This is a genomic window from Aeromonas sp. PI_26 (genome assembly GCF_027854445.1).
In the GTDB taxonomy this organism is placed as follows: Bacteria; Pseudomonadota; Gammaproteobacteria; order Enterobacterales; family Aeromonadaceae; genus Aeromonas; species Aeromonas veronii.
This window is the reverse complement of record NZ_JAJNOE010000002.1, coordinates 388735-404768: the sequence shown is the minus strand read 5'-3', so window position 1 is coordinate 404768 and position 16034 is coordinate 388735. Positions and strand designations below refer to the sequence as shown.

The following is a 16034-nucleotide window of genomic DNA, read 5'->3' as shown; positions in this document are numbered from 1 at the left end:
GCCAGTCAACTGACTGGCATTTTTATTGGGACAGAGTGCCGCTTAGTGGCTGTCGACCCAGACGAACTTGAGCACGAACAGCAGGGCCACCACCAGCACGCAGGGGTTGATTTCGCGCCAGCGGCCGGTGCCTGCCTTCATCACGCAGTAGGAGATAAAGCCCACGGCGATCCCCTCGGTGATGGAGAAGCTGAACGGCATCATCACTGCGGTCATAAAGGCCGGTACCGCTTCGGTCAGATCTTCCCACTTCACCCGGGTCAGCTCGGAGCACATCAGCACACCCACATAGATAAGGGCGCCAGCGGCGGCATAGGCCGGCACCATGGCGGCGACCGGAGAGAAGAAGATAGCCAGCAGGAACAGCAGGCCGACCACAATGGCGGTCAGACCGGTACGGCCGCCGACGGCGACGCCGGAGCTGCTCTCGATAAAGGCGGTAACCGAGGAGGTGCCCATGAAAGCTCCGCCGACGGAGCTGACGCTATCGACCAGCAGCGCCTGTTTCATGCGCGGGAAGTGGCCCTTGTCATCGGCCAGCTTGGCGCGGTTGGTGACGCCGATCAGGGTGCCGGAAGAGTCGAACAGGTTGACCAGCATAAAGGAGAAGATGATCCCGGCGAGGCTGATATCGAGCGATCCCATCAGATCCAGCTGGCCGAACACCGGTTCGATGCTGGGGGGCATGGAGACAAAGCCCTTGAAGGTGACATCGCCAAACAGCCAGCCCAGACCCGTGGTGACCACGATGGCGATCAGCACGGCGGAGTGGACGCCGCGAGCGGAGAAGATGCAGATCAGGAAGAAACCGAGCAGACCCAGCAGGCAGGGCAGGGAGGTGAGGTTGCCCACGGTCACCATAGTCGCGGGGCTGGCCACGACGATCCCGGCGTTGTGCAGGCCGAGCAGGGCGATCAGCAGACCGATACCGGCGGTGATGCCAACCCGCAGGGTGAGCGGAATGTTGCCGATCAGCCAGTAACGCACCCGCAGCAGGGTGAGGATCAACAGACCCATGGCACCCCAGAAGATGGTGCCCATGCCCACTTGCCAAGAGTAGCCCATACCTGCCACCACCACGAAGGCGAAGAAGGCGTTGAGGCCCATGGCGGGGGCCAGCGCGATCGGCAGGTTGGCCAACAGGCCCATCAGGATGCTGCCGATACCGGCGATGAGGCAGGTGGTGACGAACACGGCCTGGGTGTCCATGCCTGCCGCAGAGAGGATCTGCGGGTTGACGAACACGATGTAGACCATGGTCAGGAAGGTGGTGATACCGGCGATCACTTCGGTGCGGGCGGTAGTGCCATGGCCTTGCAGGGCAAACAGGCGCTCAAGCAATCCTTGCCCGGCGGCCTGATTGGCAGCTTGGTGTTGTTGATTCATGTTGGATTCCAATAGGTGACGTGAAATAAGCAGCAGGGGAACGGGCTATCCCATCCATGCGGGGTAAATTGCCCTGTTTCTGGCGGTTAAGTAACCAGACTCGTCCTGATACCGTGACAGCGCGCACATTTTTACACAGGCGGCGCCGTTTACAAACCCCGGATCTGCGAAGCAGATCAATGAATAGAGCAAAAATTCAAACGTTTGCTTTTTGAGCATGAAAAAAGGTTCTCAGCAGAGAACCTTTTATCGAAAATTGGGGGCTTAAAGGGTCTTGAAGTAGCGTTCGACCAGCTGGGCCAGCACCGAGTCGAGCCGGTCTTGCACTTCACCCAGTTCGCGGCCGAAGCGGCGTAGAAAGAGGCTGGCCTGCTCTTCGGTCAGCTTGCGCCCCTCGATAAAGAACTCCTGCTCCGGTAGTTGCTTGTCGTAGCGGGGGATCAGCACCCAGCTCACCAGCTCGGGCTCCACGGCGGCAAAAATCTTGGCGGCAGCAGCACAGAAGGTCTCTATGTGCTCCTTGCCATCCGGCCCGAGGCAACCCGGTTCAACCCGGATCTGGATGGTGAGTTTTTTCTCTATGGGGGTCGTCATCGTGCTACATCCATGCAAAGGCATCCGTCTAGGATTGTAAGCCAAAAGACAACAGAAAGGGGAGCCGGAGCTCCCCTTGTGACGTTGGTCGCAGCTGCGATGGTACGGCTTGTACCGACTGACAGCTTACTTGGCGATGCGCTTGTACTTGGCGCGGTGCGGCTGGATGGCCTCGGCGCCGTAGGTCTTCTTCTTCCACTCTTCGTATTCGGTGAAGTTGCCTTCGAAGAATTCGATCTTGCCCTCGTCCTGATAGTCCAGGATGTGGGTGGCGATGCGGTCGAGGAACCAGCGGTCGTGGGAGATGACCATGGCGCAACCCGGGAACTCCAGCAGGGCGTTCTCGAGGGCGCGCAGGGTTTCGATATCCAGATCATTGGTCGGTTCATCCAGCAGCAGCACGTTGCCGCCGGTCTGCAGCAGCTTGGCCAGATGCAGACGACCGCGCTCACCACCGGAGAGTTCGCCAACCCGCTTCTGCTGGTCGGAACCCTTGAAGTTGAAGCGGCCGATATAGGCGCGGCTCGGGAACTCGTAGTTGCCGATGCGCAGGATATCCTGACCGTCAGCGACCTCTTCGAATACCGTCTTCTTGTCATCCATGCTGTCGCGGAACTGATCGACAGAGGCCAGTACCACGGTTTCACCCAGGGTGATGGCACCGGAATCCGGCTGCTCCTGACCCGACATCATGCGGAACAGGGTCGACTTACCGGCACCGTTCGGGCCGATGATGCCGACGATGGCCCCCTTCGGAATGGCAAACGACAGATCGTCGATCAGCACCCGATCACCATAGGATTTGCGCAGGTTGGCCACTTCCACCACCTTGTCGCCGAGGCGCGGTCCGGGCGGGATGAACAGCTCGTTGGTCTCGTTGCGCTTCTGGTAGTCGTTGGTGTTGAGCTCTTCGAAGCGAGCCATACGGGCCTTGGACTTGGCCTGACGGCCTTTCGGGTTTTGACGAACCCACTCCAGCTCTTTCTCGATGGACTTGCGACGGGCAGCTTCGGAACTTGCTTCCTGCGCCAGACGGGCGTCCTTCTGCTCCAGCCAGGAGGAGTAGTTGCCTTCCCACGGGATACCTTCGCCGCGGTCCAGCTCCAGGATCCAGCCCGCCACGTTGTCGAGGAAGTAACGGTCGTGGGTGATGGCTACGACAGTGCCTTCGTAGTCGTGCAGGAAGCGCTCGAGCCAGGCCACGGATTCCGCATCCAGGTGGTTGGTCGGTTCGTCCAGCAGCAGCATGTCCGGCTTTTCCAGCAGCAGACGGCACAGTGCCACACGGCGGCGCTCACCACCGGAGAGGTGCTTGATCTTGGCATCCCAGGCCGGCAGGCGCAGGGCATCGGCCGCGCGCTCCAGCTGGTTTTCCATGTTGTGGCCACCCTGAGCCTGGATGATGGCTTCCAGCTCGCCCTGTTCGCGGGCCAGCTTGTCAAAGTCGGCATCCGGGTCGGCGTAGGCTGCATATACCTCGTCCAGACGGGCCATGGCGCGCTTCACTTCGCCAACGGCCTCTTCGACCGCCTCGCGTACGGTCTGCTCCGGATCCAGCTTCGGCTCCTGCGGCAGGTAGCCAATCTTGATGCCGGGCTGCGGACGGGCTTCCCCTTCGATCTCGGTGTCGATGCCTGCCATGATGCGCAGCAGGGTGGATTTACCGGCGCCGTTCAGACCCAGCACGCCGATCTTGGCGCCCGGGAAGAAGCTCAAGGAGATGTTCTTGAGAATATGACGCTTGGGCGGCACTACCTTGCCGACCCGGTTCATGGTGTAAATAAATTGAGCCATTGGCTAATTCTCTTCCTTTTCAGCAGGTTAATGTCTTGGCATTAACAGACTGATGTCGTGGTGGGGCCAGGTCGACACAGGTCAACCGGGTTCCAAAAAACCCGTCGATTGTAAACCAACGGACGAGGGGGGGCAAAGGCGGCACCCGGCTATGTCCCCCCTTTGCCAACAGGGTCACGCCTTGCTGCATCAGTCGTGCAATTTGGGCATGATGTGGGCTGCCGTTTTGTTCCGGAGCCGTCATGAACCCATCTCCTCAAGCCCCCCTGCTTGCCACCTTTTTGTGTGCCATGGGATTGGACGCCGCCCTGAGCGAAGCCCTCTGTCAGCGTTTGCCACGGCAGACGCTGCGAGCCGGTCAGGGGCTGTTGGCGCAAGGGGCCGAACAGGAGGCTGCCTTCTATATCGAAGCGGGCATCGCTCGCGCCTGCCACTACACCCGGGACGGACAGGAGCGCTGCAAGGAGTTCTACTTCGAAGGGGAGCTTTGCCTGCTCTATGACAGCTGGCTCACGGGGTCGCTCGCCCGCTACCAGCTGGAGGCGCTGACGGAGTTGCAGGTGGTGCGGGTGCCGCTCGCCCTGCGGGATGAGCCCGTCTGGCAGCCGGTCTGCATGGCTCTGTTGCGTCAGCAGCTCGGTTACAAGGAGCGCAAGGAGGCGTTTTTGCTGCTCCACTCCCCCGAAGAGCGCTATCGGGAGCTCTGCCACACCTTCCCCCACTGGCCTGCACGACTGACCCAAGTGCAGCTCGCCAACTACATCGGCATCAGCCCGGTCACCCTGTCGCGGATCCGCAGGCGCATTAACACGGGTTAATGCCGCTCTCCGGCCATCCCCTCATGCTGCGTCATCCAAATGACGGACGAGGGGTGGATGATGTCGCTGTTTCTGTGGTCGCAACTGGTGGTGAGCCTGGCCTTGTTGCTCGATCTGTTGTCGTTTCAGTTGCGGGATCGTCGCAGGATCCTGGCCTGTCTGGCCCTCTCCTGCGCGCTCAATGCCGGTCACTTTGCCCTGCTCGGGCAGTGGTCGGCCGCCTGCCTGTTGCTGCTGGCCAGCGTGCGCTTTCTGGTGAGTATTTGGCTGGTTCGCCGCATCTTGATGTGGTTTTTCATGGGGTTGGCCTGTGCGGCTGCGCTGGCGACCTATCAGGGCGAACTCTCATTGATCGGGCTGCTGGCCAGCCTGCTGCAAACCCGGGCCGCGTTTTGCCCGGATGATCGCCAACTGCGGCGCTGGATGCTGCTCGGCACCCTCTGCTGGTTGGCCAACAACCTGCTGGTGGGCTCTCCGGTCGCCGCACTGATGGAGGGGCTGTTTCTGGTCAGCAATCTGGTGGGCTACTATCGCCACTATGGCTTCCACTATTCGGCCGGTAGCGGTCATAACCATAGTTGTCGCAATCCGGAGCAGCCTTCCGAGCGGACTGGCAACTGAGAGTTCGCTCAGGGCTGCTTGTGGCCAGCGAAGTAGAGCACCCGTTTGACATACTCCCGGGTCTCGTCATAGGGCGGTATACCGCCATAGCGCTCAACTGCCTTCTCGCCTGCGTTGTAGGCTGCCGAGATCAGTACCCAGTCGCCATCGAAATGGCGATCCAGCCACTTGAGATAACTGACGCCACCCTTGATGTTCTGTGCCGGATCAAAGGGTTGAGTGACACCAAAACGCTGCTGGGTTTCGGGGATCAGCTGCATCACCCCCTGCGCATTCTTGGCGGAGACGGCGCGGCTTTCGAGGTTGGATTCGGCAATGGCGATGGCCAGCACCAGCCGCACATCGACCTGATGGCGCTTGGCTGCGTGGCGCAGCATGGTGGCCAGCTTCTGTTTGCCCGGTGACTGGCGCGCCAGATAGGCCTCGACATTGAACGGTGTGCTGGGCAGGGCGAAATAACTTCCTTGTCCGCCGCGCATGCCGACACCGCACTGATCGCCCATGGGAGCATTGCCGACCCGCGGGTTGTAGTAGCGGCTGGCCTGCTGGTTGCCAAGGCGTATCGCCATGGCGAGGTAGCTGTTGGCCAGCTTGGCGCTGCGTACCGAGGCGGGGCCGGTGGCGAGCAGGCGGCCGATCCGGAAATATCCTTCGGGATTGCCGGTGCTGGCGGCGACACAGTAAAGGGCGATGGCCTTTTGCAGATTGCCGTGTTGCTGGGCCACTTGACCCTGCTTGATCGCCGTCAGCGCCTTGGGGGCCTGTCTGAAATCCCTGCCCTGTGCCATCGCCTGCGGCGTACCTGCCAGTAACAACGACAAAAAAAGCAGCAAAAACAGTCCGTTTTCGCCGATGTGCCTCATGGGTTATCTCCTGTTTGAGTACAGAAGATATAGAGGAACATGGCTGCTATCGCCACGAACCCAGTGGATCCTGTTGTTATAGCGGGGGGATTTCAGAGAGCAAAACGGTATGGAACTAACGGTATCTCGACAGTTTCACACCATTTTTCATCCGGTTAAAAGTCGTGGTGATACTCCTGCTCATCCAGCACGGCGGGAGGAAGCGCGCGATAGAAGCTGCCAATTTCGCTGACAACCCAGAGCGAAAGCAGGGCCAGCAGGCTGAGCAGGGGAAGCAGAGAGTGGCTCTGGGTCAGGGCATAGGCCGCAATGGCGGCACCGGTCAAAAGCAGGGTTCGGATCATGGGTGGCTCCTTGTCGTCATGGGGGGGGGCGTGGCCACGGACAGAGCGCCTGGGGTCGGGAGTTGTTCCCGGGTGGCACGAAGCGCGCTGAGTATATCGCGTCATGCCGCTGCCGCTCCGTGGTGTCATCACACTTTCCATAGTCATGGGTTTCGTATCGAGTTGAGCCCCGCCAGATGCGGGGCCAGTAATGGTTTGACGGTCAGAAGAAACCGCCGTTGTTATCGTCACCGTCGGCCCAGCCGCCACTCAGGTTATCGTCGTCGAGAAAACTGCTGCCAGCATCGGGAGGTGAATCCCAGCCGTCCCAGCGTACCGGTTCCGCATCGACCGGATTGGCAATGGCCGCCGGTTCAATGATGTCGATGATCTCCTCGGGCCGGTTGTTGTGAAACAGTCCGCCGATCATATCGGCCAGCATCACGCCACCGGCCACACCGGCGGCGGTTTGCAGGGCGCCGCCCAAAAAGGAGCTGGCACGGGACGCGGGCTGGGCAGGCGCGGATGCCGGTGGCGGCGTAAAGCGCGGGGGCGGGCTGCTTTCGCTACCAAAAAGGCCGGAGAGAAAACTGCCGCTGCTCGGGGCGCTCTGGCTGGCTTCCAGCTCCTTGACCCGCTCGTTGAGGCGGGTAAGGGCTGCTTGCTGGATCAGCAGAGCCTGGGCCATGTAGTAGGGGGCATCGGGCTGCTGGGCCAGATGCTGGCGGATCAGCTGATCCGCTTGTTGGTCTCGCTTGCTATCCCTGGCTTGCGCTTGCTTGAGGCGGTCGAACAGTCCATCGATCAGACCCTGTTCCTGTTGTTGCATCTCAAATCCTCGCTATGGTGCGCAGACAGTGCGTTCAGCCATCCTAAAACCCGCGGGGCATCAGTGGTATCTGATTAACTCATCAATGACCGAGGGGTTACCCGCGCTCGTCAGCGGCGGGCCGATAGTAGTCGAGATACCAGCGGACAAACTCGGCAACACCTTGCTTGAGGGGCGTAGCGGGGCGCAGGCCGGTGAGGGAGTGGAGGGGCTCGCTGTCGGCCCAGGTGGCGTGCATGTCACCCGCTTGCATCGGCAGCATTCGCTTGATGGCGGGTTTGCCGAGGGCCTCTTCCAGCGCCTCAATAAAGTCGAGCAGCCGCACCGGCTGACCATGACCGATGTTGAGGATGCGATAGGGCGCTACGCTCTCGGCCGGGCTCTGCTCGTTGGCGTGCCAATCGGGATTGGGACGGGGTGGCAGGCCGGCCACGGCGAGGATCCCCTCGACGATGTCATCGATAAAGGTGAAGTCGCGGCTGAGATCGCCGTGGTTGTATACGTCGATAGGCTCTCCCGCGAGGATGGCGCGGGTGAACTTGATGATGGCCATGTCGGGACGGCCCCAGGGGCCGTAGACGGTAAAGAAGCGCAACCCTGTGGTGGGCAGGCCATAGAGCGCCGAGTAGGCGTGGGCCATCAGCTCGCCGCTCTTTTTGGTCGCAGCGTAGAGGGAGACCGGATGATCCACCTGCTGCGCGGTGGAGTAAGGCATCTGATCCCCCATGCCATAGACCGAGCTGGAAGAGGCGTAGATGAGGTGCTGGATCCCGTGCTGGCGACACCCCTCCAGCACCGTCAGCATGCCGGTGAGGTTGCTGTCGGCGTAGGCAAACGGATTCTCCAGCGAGTAGCGTACCCCCGCCTGAGCCCCCAGATGGATCACGCGCTCGAAACCATGACGGGCAAAGAGAGTAGCCATCGCTTCGCGATCCGCCAGATCGACCCGTTCGAAGTGGAAATGGGGATAACTGGCCAATTGTGCCAGCCGCGCCTCTTTCAGACTCACCTCGTAGTAGTCGTTAAGGTTGTCGATGCCCACCACCTGATGACCCGCCGCGCAGAGCCGGCTGGCCACATGAAAACCGATAAAGCCGGCAACACCGGTGACCAGATAGGTCATGGTTGGGGTCCTGTGCAGATCATGGGGCTCCTGACAGTGATGAGAAAAGGGGGTTGCGCGCTTTGTAGCAGAGCCGGCGCGTTTGCGCCATGGCAAACCGCCTCTGTCGGCGCGGCATGCTGCATCTTGGTGCAGCGGGTGTCAATGCCAGATGACAGGCACCAGAATGGGGCGTTCAGCCTGACTGTTGTGATCCTTTTCACAAAAAATAGACTGGGCCCCATAACGAAGCCCTGTGGACAGGGCTCGCAGCCCGCCCGCAACGGCAGGCGACAGACACTCTCTCTTTACTTCGCTTGGATACAGGTTATGGACAACACCTCGATTCGCACTGCCCATCCTATTTATGAGGATGTGCTGGCCCTGCTGACGGCGGCCGGCTTTGTTTCCCTCGGCATCTTTCTGTTTCATCAGGTTGGCCTGCTCACCGGTGGGACTGCCGGGCTGGCGCTGCTGCTGCAAAAGGTGACCGGCATCAGCTTCGGCCTGCTGTTTTTCGGCATCAACCTGCCCTTCTATGCGCTGGCATGGCTGCGGATGGGGCCACGTTTTACCTTCAACACCTTTGTCTCGGTGGCGGCGGTCTCCTACATGACCGATCACCTCAACGGGGTGTTGCAGATCGGCAAGATAGAGCCTCTCTATGCGGCGCTGATCGGCGGCACCCTGATTGGCATGGGGCTGCTCATCATGTTCCGTCACAAGTCGAGTCTGGGGGGCTTCAACATTCTGGCGCTCTTTATTCAGGATCGTTTTGGCATCCGGGCGGGCAAGCTGCAGATGGGGCTTGATTGCGCCATTGTTGTCGCCTCGTTTTTCGTGGTGCAGCCCAGGATCCTGGCGCTCTCCATCGTGGCGGCGGTTATCTGTAATCTGGTGTTGACACTCAACCACAAGCCCGGCCGTTACCAGATTGCCTGACAAGCTGCGGCAGTGGCTCGATAAGACAAGCGTGACCCGATAGCACGAGGCGGCCTGATAGCCGCCTCGTCTATTTCTACCCTGGGGTTTGTGCGCTGCGCCTAGCTCGCCTGCTCCAGCCTGCTGTCGCCGCTTATAGCGTTGCCGCTGATGGCGTGACCACCGACGGCGAGTGGGGTGTGGCAGGCCACCTGATGATGGGCCTCATCATACGCCTCAAGCTTGGGCGCCTTGCTTTTGCACAGCTCGGTCGCATGGGGGCAGCGCTGGTGGAAGTGGCAGCCGCTTGGCGGCGAGATGGGGGAGGGCACATCGCCGGTCAGCAGAATGCGCTGGCTGCGCCTGCGCGGGTCCGGTACCGGAATGGCAGAGATCAGCGCCTGGGTGTAAGGGTGACGTGGCGCCAGATAGAGCGACTGGGCATCCGCCAGTTCGACGATCCGTCCCAGATACATCACCGCGATCCGATCCGAGATATGTTTGACCACCGACAGATCGTGGGCGATGAAGATGATGGAGAGGTTCATCTCCCGCTGCAGGCTGAGCAGCAGGTTGACGATCTGCGACTGCACCGAGACATCGAGGGCCGAGACCGCCTCGTCGCACACCAGCAGCTTGGGCTTGAGGGCGATGGCGCGGGCGATGCCGATCCGCTGGCGCTGACCGCCGGAAAACTCGTGGGGGTAGCGATCCACCGCGCTGCCCGGCAGGCCCACTTTTGCCAGCAACTCCTGCACCCAGCCGCGGCGCTGCTCAGTGTTGCCTTTACCGTGGATGATAAAGGGCTCCTCCAAAATCTGGCCCACGGTGTGGCGGCTGTTGAGGGATTCTGCAGGATCCTGAAATACCATCTGCATCTCCTGACGCAGGGAGCGCATCTCCTTCGGGCTGAGGGCTGTGATATCGCGCCCCTCGAAGGTGATGGTGCCCGCGGTCGGCTCGAACAGCTTGAGCAGGCTGCGCCCGAGGGTGGACTTGCCGCAGCCTGACTCACCCACCAGCCCCAGCGTCTCCCCCTGTTTCAGGTCGAAGCTGATGCCATCCACCGCGTGAACCGTATATTGCTTGCGCAGGAACCCGCCTCCCAGCCGGAAGTGCTGCTTCAGATCCCTGACCGATAACAGAGTGCTCATACGGTCAACTCCTTCCAGTAGTGACAGGCGACATGGTGGCGCGGATTGAGTTGCTCCACCGCCGGAATGGCGCTGATGCAGAGATCGGTCGCATGGGGGCAGCGGTTGGAGAAGCGGCAGCCAGCGGGCATCTCGTGCAGAGCTGGCACCTGTCCCTTGATGGTCTTGAGCAGGCTCTTGGGCTCATCCTCAAGGCGCGGGATCGAGCTCATCAAGCCGTGGGTATAGGGGTGACGGGGGTGGTCAAACAGCTCGAACACGTCGGCCTGTTCTACCGCCCGCCCGGCATACATCACCACCACCTCGTCGCACAGCTCCGCCACTACCCCCAGATCGTGGGTAATAAAGATGATGGCCATCCCGGTCTGGGCCTGCAGCTCTTTCATCAGTTCGAGGATCTGGGCCTGAATGGTGACATCCAGCGCCGTGGTCGGCTCGTCGCAGATAAGCAGGTCTGGCTCGCAGGAGAGCGCCATGGCGATCATCACCCGTTGGCGCATACCGCCGGAGAGGTTGTGGGGATAGACCGCAAAGCGCTGGGCCGGTTCAGGGATCCCCACCTTCTGCAGCATGGCGATGGCCGCGGCTTTGCGCTGGGCCTTGTCATACTCCGGGCGGTGGAGGCGAAACACCTCCATCAGTTGCTCCCCCACCGTCTGCACCGGGTTGAGGGCCGTCATCGGCTCCTGAAAGATCATCGAGATGCGGTTGCCGCGCACCTTGTACATCTGATCCGGTGCAAGCGACAGCAGCTCCTCCCCCTGAAAGCGGATGGAACCGGCCACCACCTGACCGTGGGGTTTGGGCAAGAGCCCCATGATGGCGAGTGAAGTGACACTCTTGCCACAGCCGGACTCGCCGACGATCCCCAGCGTCTGACCCGGGGCCACCTTGAAGCTGACCCCGTCGAGCACCTTGATCTTGCCGTCATCAACGGCGAACTCCACCTCGAGATCGCGTACTTCGAGGATTGGGGCCTGATGCTGGCCGTTATCTGCGGCGAACTCCCCCCCGTTATCCGGTACGTCAAGGATGGGGACCTGGGTGTTGGGCATAACGGCTGCTCCCTTCGCAATGGCCTGAATATCAATGACGTGCATAGGTCTTGTCGAGCAGGTTGATGGGCGCCAGCGCCTCCCCTGCCTCCTTGGCGTTGCGGGTCTCTTCCTTCACCTTGGGATCGAGCCAGAGCAGACCACCGCTACTGTGAGGATAACCATCCATCGGCCAGTAGAGCAGATCCGGCGTGTTCTTGGTGGCAGGCACCTCCGGCAGCATCACATAACGCCAGCTGCTGGCCCGCACATAGTTGAGCTGCACCCCGGGCACGAAGATGGCGAGATCATAGATGCGCTGCTGGATCTGGCGGGAGATCTCGGCCCGTTTGGCCATGTCGAATTCGACGTTGTAGGCGTCGATCAGTGCGTCCAGCTCCTTGTCAGCCACGTTGAACAGGTTGTTGGTCTGCGGTTTGTTGGCATTGGCGGAGTGGAAGGACTCCCAATATTGTGGATAGAGACCGCCGCCGCCCCAGCCAAGCCAGGCCGCCTCGTGTTTCTTCTCCAGCATCACCTTGAAGCCGGTGGCGCCATCCACTAGGTTAAGCTCCAGATCGAGACCCGCTTTCTTGGCCTCCTCTTTCAACACGGTCAGGCGCTTGGAGTGCTCCTGACTGGTGTAGGTGAGTGCCAGCGTCAGCCGCTCCCCCTTCTCATTTTGCAGGATGCCGTCCGGCCCCGGCTTGTTGTAGCCGCCCTTGGCAAAGTACTCCCGCGCCTTGCCGATGTCATAAGCCCGCTCCGGCAGCGTCATGTCGGTGAACTCGCCAAAACCCGAGCCGAAGGTGGTGGCTCTGTCATAGTCGCCGCGCAGCACGGTCTCGATCATCTTGTCGATGTTGAAGGCGTGCTGGATGCCGAGGCGCACGTTTACGTCTGCCAGTTTGGGGTTGGCCACATTGAGGTGAACTCCCTGACCGCCCTGTTTGGTGTCGGTCATGGCCATCACCTTCTGCACGTACCCCTTCTTGTACTCCGGGGTAACCGCTTTTTCATGCCACCAGTTGGGTAGGATCATCTCGAAGGTATCGATCTCCCCTTTCAGGAAGTGGCGGAAGGCGATGTTGTGGTCGCGGATCACCTGCACCTTGATGGTGTCGATGTTGAATCTGTGCTGGTTATAGCGATCATCCTTTGCCCACCAATCCTTCTGCTTGCTGAAGGTGACCGACTTGCCCTTCTTGACGTCGCTGATCACGTAGGGGCCTGTGGTGGGCACCACGGCCCAGTTGTACTGCTTCACCCAGTTGGGGGTCAGCTTGTAGTAGTGCTTGGGCTGGGGCCACAGCTCGGTGGTGTTGAGCAGGTCCATCTTGGCCTTGCGGTTGCCCGCTTTGACCATAATGGTGTGATCATCGATCTTCTCTACCGCTACCACTTCAGTGGTGTAGTAGTTGTTGAACCAGGGCCCCTTGATGTGTTTGGAGCGCATCATCTCGTAGCCGAAGGTGTAGTCATCGGCATTGACCGGCTTGCCATCCGACCATTTGGCGCGGGGATCCAGCCTGAAGTAGACGGTCTGGCTGTCTGGCGCGATGGCCCAGTGGGTCGCCAGCGAGGGAATGGGGTTGCCGGTATTGGGGTGGAAGCTGATAAGTCGCAACTGGTTATCGAGAATAAAGGAGCGGAACGAACCGTTGGAGTCTGGCCCCACGGTGCGGAACGTCAGCGGAAAGCTCTCCACAAACATATTGAGGCTGCCGCCCGGTAGTGCCTTGGGGGAGGCGAACACCGGATCCGTGTCGTTGGTCTCCCATTTGAGATCCGCGGGCAGGCTGGCCGCCCAGACCCAGGATCCGTTTACCAGCACAAAGAGAGCACCTATCCATTTGATTTTATTTTTCATGTTTGACTTCCAGGTCTGGCCCCTGCACTGGGGGTCTTGATTGATAACGGGATTATCCCTTGCTCCCGGGACCGCCTATGGCGGCGGCCCGTCCTTCATTAATCACTGTTCGTTATCCGACGCCTGCCGATGCGCTTTGGTTGCGGCTGGCTCATTGGTAACGGGTAAATTTGCGCGGATCGAACGCCTCGCGGATCGCCTCGCCGATAAAGGAGACCATGATCAGCACCAGACTCACTGCTGCCACCACCGAGCTGACGATCCAGATGGCATCCAGATTGTTGATGCCCTGGGAGAGCAGCTCCCCCCAGCTCGGGGTCGGCGGTGCCAGCCCGAAGCCCAGATAGTCGAGTGCCGTCAGGGTGGAGATATTGCCCACCACGGCGAACGGCGCCAGGGTGACGATCATCATCAGGGTGTTGGGCAGGATGTGGTTGAAGATGATCCGCCCGGTGGTCGCCCCTTGTGCCCGCGCCGCCATCACATAGTCCCGCGCCCGCTCCTTGTAGGTGAGGGTGCGCATATACCAGGTGATCCCCATCCAGCCGAACAGCACGTTGATGGCGACAAATAGGCCAAAGTTGGGCTTGGCCAGCGACACCAGGATCATGATGACGTAGAGAAATGGCACCTGGGACCAGATCTCGATAAAGCGTTGCAGGATGAGGTCGAAGCGGCCGCCGAGAAAGCCCATCAGACAGCCGATGGTGACCCCGATGGCGTAACTGGCCGCCAGCGCGATAAAGGCAAAGCCGATGGCGATGCGAAAGCCGTAAACCAGTCGCGCCAGTACGTCGCGGCCGCTGGTGTCGGTACCGAGGAAGTGGCGCTCGGCCGCGCTGGGGGCGTAAGGCGGGTAGGCATCCTCTTTGAAATCCTGCTCGTAGGGGTTCCAGGGTACCGGCGGCAGCAACACCCAGTCGCCTTGGCCCTCTGCGGCAAACTTGGCCTTGAGCTGGCGGTAGTTGGTTTCGTACTCGTAATCGAGCCCGAACTGCTGACCGGGGATCACATCGCCATAGGTGGGGAAATGCAGCTGGCCCTGATAGCTCACCATCAGTGCCCGGCTGTTGACCAGCAGCTCCGCCAGCAGGGAGAGCAGCACCAAGGTGGTGAAGATGATGAAAGAGTAGTAACCGCGCTTGATCGACTTGAAGCGCTTGAGTTTTTTCAAGGTAACCGGATTGAGCTTCATGGTCAGTCTCCAAACCGCACGCGGGGGTCAACAGAAGGTGCAACGCAGATATCGGAGACGATATGGCGTGATATCCGCATCGGCATGGCAATAGAGGTCTGCTTCATGGTCAGTCTCCAAATCGCACGCGGGGATCAACGAGGGCAACGCAGATATCGGAGACGATATTGCCAATCAGCATCAGCATGGAGGTGATGGCCAGAATGCCCATGACGGTGGGGTAATCCCGCTCGACGATCGCCTCGTAACCGAGCAGGCCGATGCCGTCGATGTTGAAGATGGTCTCGATGAGGAAAGAGCCGCCAAAAAAAACAGTGAGCACAGACCCCAGGTGACTGGCGATGGGGATCAGGCTGTTGCGCATCGCGTGGTCGGTGACCGCCTTGCGAAACGGCAGTCCCTTGGCCACGGCGGTACGCACATAATCGGCCGACAGGTTCTCCATCAGGCTGTTTTTCATGGTCATGGTGAGGATGGCGAAATCGCCGATGGCGTAGGCGATAAGCGGCAGCAGGGCGTGGGCAAAGACAGTGCGGATCTGATCCCAGCTGCTCTCCATGTACTCAAAGTCGTCTCCCGGAAAACCGCCCATCGGCAGCCACTCCAGATGGAAGGCGAAGACGGTGATGAGGAAGATCCCCACCACATAGGCGGGCAGGGCATAGGCCATGTAGATAAGCATGGAGCTCAACGAGTCGAAGCGGCTGTTGTGCCTGAGCGCCTTCGCCACCCCGAGCGGAATGGAGACCGCATAGCTCAGCAGAAAGGTTGCCAGCCCGAAGAAGGCGGTAACGGGGAGCCGCTCCTTGATGAGATCCCACACCGGTTCGTAGTAGCGGGTCGATTCGCCCAGATCCAGCACCGCCAGCTTCTGCAGCCACTCCCAGTAGGCGACCAGCATCGGTTTGTCGAGGCCATAGAAGGCCTTGAGCTCCTCGATCTGTTCATCGGAGAGGGCCTGCGCCCCCTTGCTGCCGCTGGAGCGGCCAGATTCATTCTGGGAAACCTGGGCTTGCAGCAGCATGCGTTCGACCGGACCGCCCGGCACGAAACGGGTGATGGTGAAGACGAGCAGGGTGATACCGAGAAACGTCGGGATGATCAAAAGCATCCGGCGTAGGAAATACGACAGCATGGTGGAACCTCGTCCTTGTTGTTCTTTTTTGCGGCCAGTCAAATCCGGTGACGGGCCTGTCCTTCCTGGCATTACGCGCTGGATTGGTTGCCAAACTGCAGACAATCCGCTTGGCCACTGTAAAAGCTCTGCAACAAAAATCAAGTACAAGGAAATGGAAAACTGGGACAAATGACCCGCTGAGACCAAAAGCACCGAAAAATGACGTTTTTTATCTGAAAAGTGAAAATCAAAACAAAACGCTACTGCTCAACATTATTTTAAAAAATATAAACAGTTGTTTGTTTGAGTTTTTGGTGTTTTTAAGTTGTTGATTGGTAATGCTTTTTCTTTGGGTGTGAAATTGAAGGAAAACGATATCATCTCGACGATTTTAACTGTTATCCCCATGGGAG

Annotated in this window: 15 protein-coding genes; 3 read left to right on the top strand and 12 right to left on the bottom strand. The window is 60.0% G+C overall.

The genetic code is table 11. From position 1 onward, the window contains the following. Window positions 1–42: 42 nt before the first annotated feature. From LRL22_RS04365 to ettA, 3 genes are all read right to left on the bottom strand, one after another. On the bottom strand, window positions 43–1386 hold the full coding sequence (locus tag LRL22_RS04365) for an NCS2 family permease (protein ID WP_201955100.1): 1344 nt from the start codon (window positions 1384–1386) through the stop codon (window positions 43–45). Between the two features lie 264 nt (window positions 1387–1650). Next, window positions 1651–1980 carry a hypothetical protein gene (locus LRL22_RS04360; protein WP_005343410.1) on the bottom strand — a complete coding sequence of 110 codons (330 nt, stop codon included), beginning with the start codon at window positions 1978–1980 and terminating at the stop codon, window positions 1651–1653. A 126-nt stretch (window positions 1981–2106) separates the two neighbouring features. Continuing rightward, entirely contained in the window at window positions 2107–3774 is a 1668-nt protein-coding gene (ettA, locus tag LRL22_RS04355; RefSeq protein WP_005358378.1) for an energy-dependent translational throttle protein EttA, read from the bottom strand. A gap of 242 nt (window positions 3775–4016) precedes the next feature. Between ettA and LRL22_RS04350 the strand changes: the two genes are divergently transcribed. Then, window positions 4017–4592, top strand: a complete 576-nt coding sequence (locus LRL22_RS04350) for a Crp/Fnr family transcriptional regulator (RefSeq protein WP_270904805.1) — start codon at window positions 4017–4019, stop codon at window positions 4590–4592. A 57-nt stretch (window positions 4593–4649) separates the two neighbouring features. Then, window positions 4650–5213 (top strand): YgjV family protein, encoded by a 564-nt coding sequence (locus LRL22_RS04345; protein WP_270904804.1) that lies wholly within the window; start codon window positions 4650–4652, stop codon window positions 5211–5213. An 8-nt stretch (window positions 5214–5221) separates the two neighbouring features. Here the strand turns inward: LRL22_RS04345 and LRL22_RS04340 are convergent, their stop codons facing one another. From LRL22_RS04340 to LRL22_RS04325, 4 genes are all read right to left on the bottom strand, one after another. Beyond that, on the bottom strand, window positions 5222–6076 hold the full coding sequence (locus LRL22_RS04340) for a lytic transglycosylase domain-containing protein (RefSeq protein ID WP_270904803.1): 855 nt from the start codon (window positions 6074–6076) through the stop codon (window positions 5222–5224). 155 nt (window positions 6077–6231) lie between these two features. Then, entirely contained in the window at window positions 6232–6420 is a 189-nt protein-coding gene (locus LRL22_RS04335; RefSeq protein WP_043822919.1) for a hypothetical protein, read from the bottom strand. Window positions 6421–6622: 202 nt separating this feature from the next. After that, window positions 6623–7228: a DUF2076 domain-containing protein gene (locus tag LRL22_RS04330; protein ID WP_270904802.1), complete on the bottom strand. Its 606-nt coding sequence runs from the start codon at window positions 7226–7228 to the stop codon at window positions 6623–6625. Window positions 7229–7325: 97 nt separating this feature from the next. Continuing rightward, complete coding sequence (locus tag LRL22_RS04325) at window positions 7326–8351, bottom strand: NAD-dependent epimerase (protein ID WP_270904801.1); 1026 nt, start codon at window positions 8349–8351, stop codon at window positions 7326–7328. A 309-nt stretch (window positions 8352–8660) separates the two neighbouring features. Here LRL22_RS04325 and LRL22_RS04320 point away from each other — a divergent pair, with 309 nt between their 5' ends. Next, complete coding sequence (locus LRL22_RS04320) at window positions 8661–9272, top strand: YitT family protein (protein WP_270904800.1); 612 nt, start codon at window positions 8661–8663, stop codon at window positions 9270–9272. Between the two features lie 101 nt (window positions 9273–9373). On the opposite strand, the gene LRL22_RS04315 is transcribed toward LRL22_RS04320, so the two are convergent. The 5 genes from LRL22_RS04315 to LRL22_RS04295 form a co-directional block, all read right to left on the bottom strand. After that, window positions 9374–10405, bottom strand: a complete 1032-nt coding sequence (locus LRL22_RS04315; protein ID WP_270904799.1) for an ABC transporter ATP-binding protein — start codon at window positions 10403–10405, stop codon at window positions 9374–9376. Further along, entirely contained in the window at window positions 10402–11460 is a 1059-nt protein-coding gene (locus tag LRL22_RS04310; protein WP_270904798.1) for an ABC transporter ATP-binding protein, read from the bottom strand. Before LRL22_RS04310 ends, LRL22_RS04315 begins: the two co-directional genes overlap by 4 nt. A gap of 31 nt (window positions 11461–11491) precedes the next feature. Continuing rightward, the gene (locus LRL22_RS04305; protein WP_270904797.1) at window positions 11492–13309 is read right to left on the bottom strand and encodes an extracellular solute-binding protein; all 1818 of its coding nucleotides are present in this window, start codon (window positions 13307–13309) and stop codon (window positions 11492–11494) included. A 151-nt stretch (window positions 13310–13460) separates the two neighbouring features. Beyond that, on the bottom strand, window positions 13461–14504 hold the full coding sequence (locus LRL22_RS04300; RefSeq protein ID WP_013724081.1) for an ABC transporter permease: 1044 nt from the start codon (window positions 14502–14504) through the stop codon (window positions 13461–13463). Between the two features lie 109 nt (window positions 14505–14613). Then, complete coding sequence (locus tag LRL22_RS04295) at window positions 14614–15639, bottom strand: ABC transporter permease subunit (protein WP_031227629.1); 1026 nt, start codon at window positions 15637–15639, stop codon at window positions 14614–14616. Window positions 15640–16034 lie beyond the last annotated feature (395 nt).

Coding starts and splice junctions, on each gene's coding strand:
- LRL22_RS04365 (WP_201955100.1), bottom strand. CDS start 1,386: ATGAATCAACAACACCAAGCTGCCAATCAGGCCGCCGGGCAAGGATTG.
- LRL22_RS04360 (WP_005343410.1), bottom strand. CDS start 1,980: ATGACGACCCCCATAGAGAAAAAACTCACCATCCAGATCCGGGTTGAA.
- ettA (WP_005358378.1), bottom strand. CDS start 3,774: ATGGCTCAATTTATTTACACCATGAACCGGGTCGGCAAGGTAGTGCCG.
- LRL22_RS04350 (WP_270904805.1), top strand. CDS start 4,017: ATGAACCCATCTCCTCAAGCCCCCCTGCTTGCCACCTTTTTGTGTGCC.
- LRL22_RS04345 (WP_270904804.1), top strand. CDS start 4,650: ATGATGTCGCTGTTTCTGTGGTCGCAACTGGTGGTGAGCCTGGCCTTG.
- LRL22_RS04340 (WP_270904803.1), bottom strand. CDS start 6,076: ATGAGGCACATCGGCGAAAACGGACTGTTTTTGCTGCTTTTTTTGTCG.
- LRL22_RS04335 (WP_043822919.1), bottom strand. CDS start 6,420: ATGATCCGAACCCTGCTTTTGACCGGTGCCGCCATTGCGGCCTATGCC.
- LRL22_RS04330 (WP_270904802.1), bottom strand. CDS start 7,228: ATGCAACAACAGGAACAGGGTCTGATCGATGGACTGTTCGACCGCCTC.
- LRL22_RS04325 (WP_270904801.1), bottom strand. CDS start 8,351: ATGACCTATCTGGTCACCGGTGTTGCCGGCTTTATCGGTTTTCATGTG.
- LRL22_RS04320 (WP_270904800.1), top strand. CDS start 8,661: ATGGACAACACCTCGATTCGCACTGCCCATCCTATTTATGAGGATGTG.
- LRL22_RS04315 (WP_270904799.1), bottom strand. CDS start 10,405: ATGAGCACTCTGTTATCGGTCAGGGATCTGAAGCAGCACTTCCGGCTG.
- LRL22_RS04310 (WP_270904798.1), bottom strand. CDS start 11,460: ATGCCCAACACCCAGGTCCCCATCCTTGACGTACCGGATAACGGGGGG.
- LRL22_RS04305 (WP_270904797.1), bottom strand. CDS start 13,309: ATGAAAAATAAAATCAAATGGATAGGTGCTCTCTTTGTGCTGGTAAAC.
- LRL22_RS04300 (WP_013724081.1), bottom strand. CDS start 14,504: ATGAAGCTCAATCCGGTTACCTTGAAAAAACTCAAGCGCTTCAAGTCG.
- LRL22_RS04295 (WP_031227629.1), bottom strand. CDS start 15,639: ATGCTGTCGTATTTCCTACGCCGGATGCTTTTGATCATCCCGACGTTT.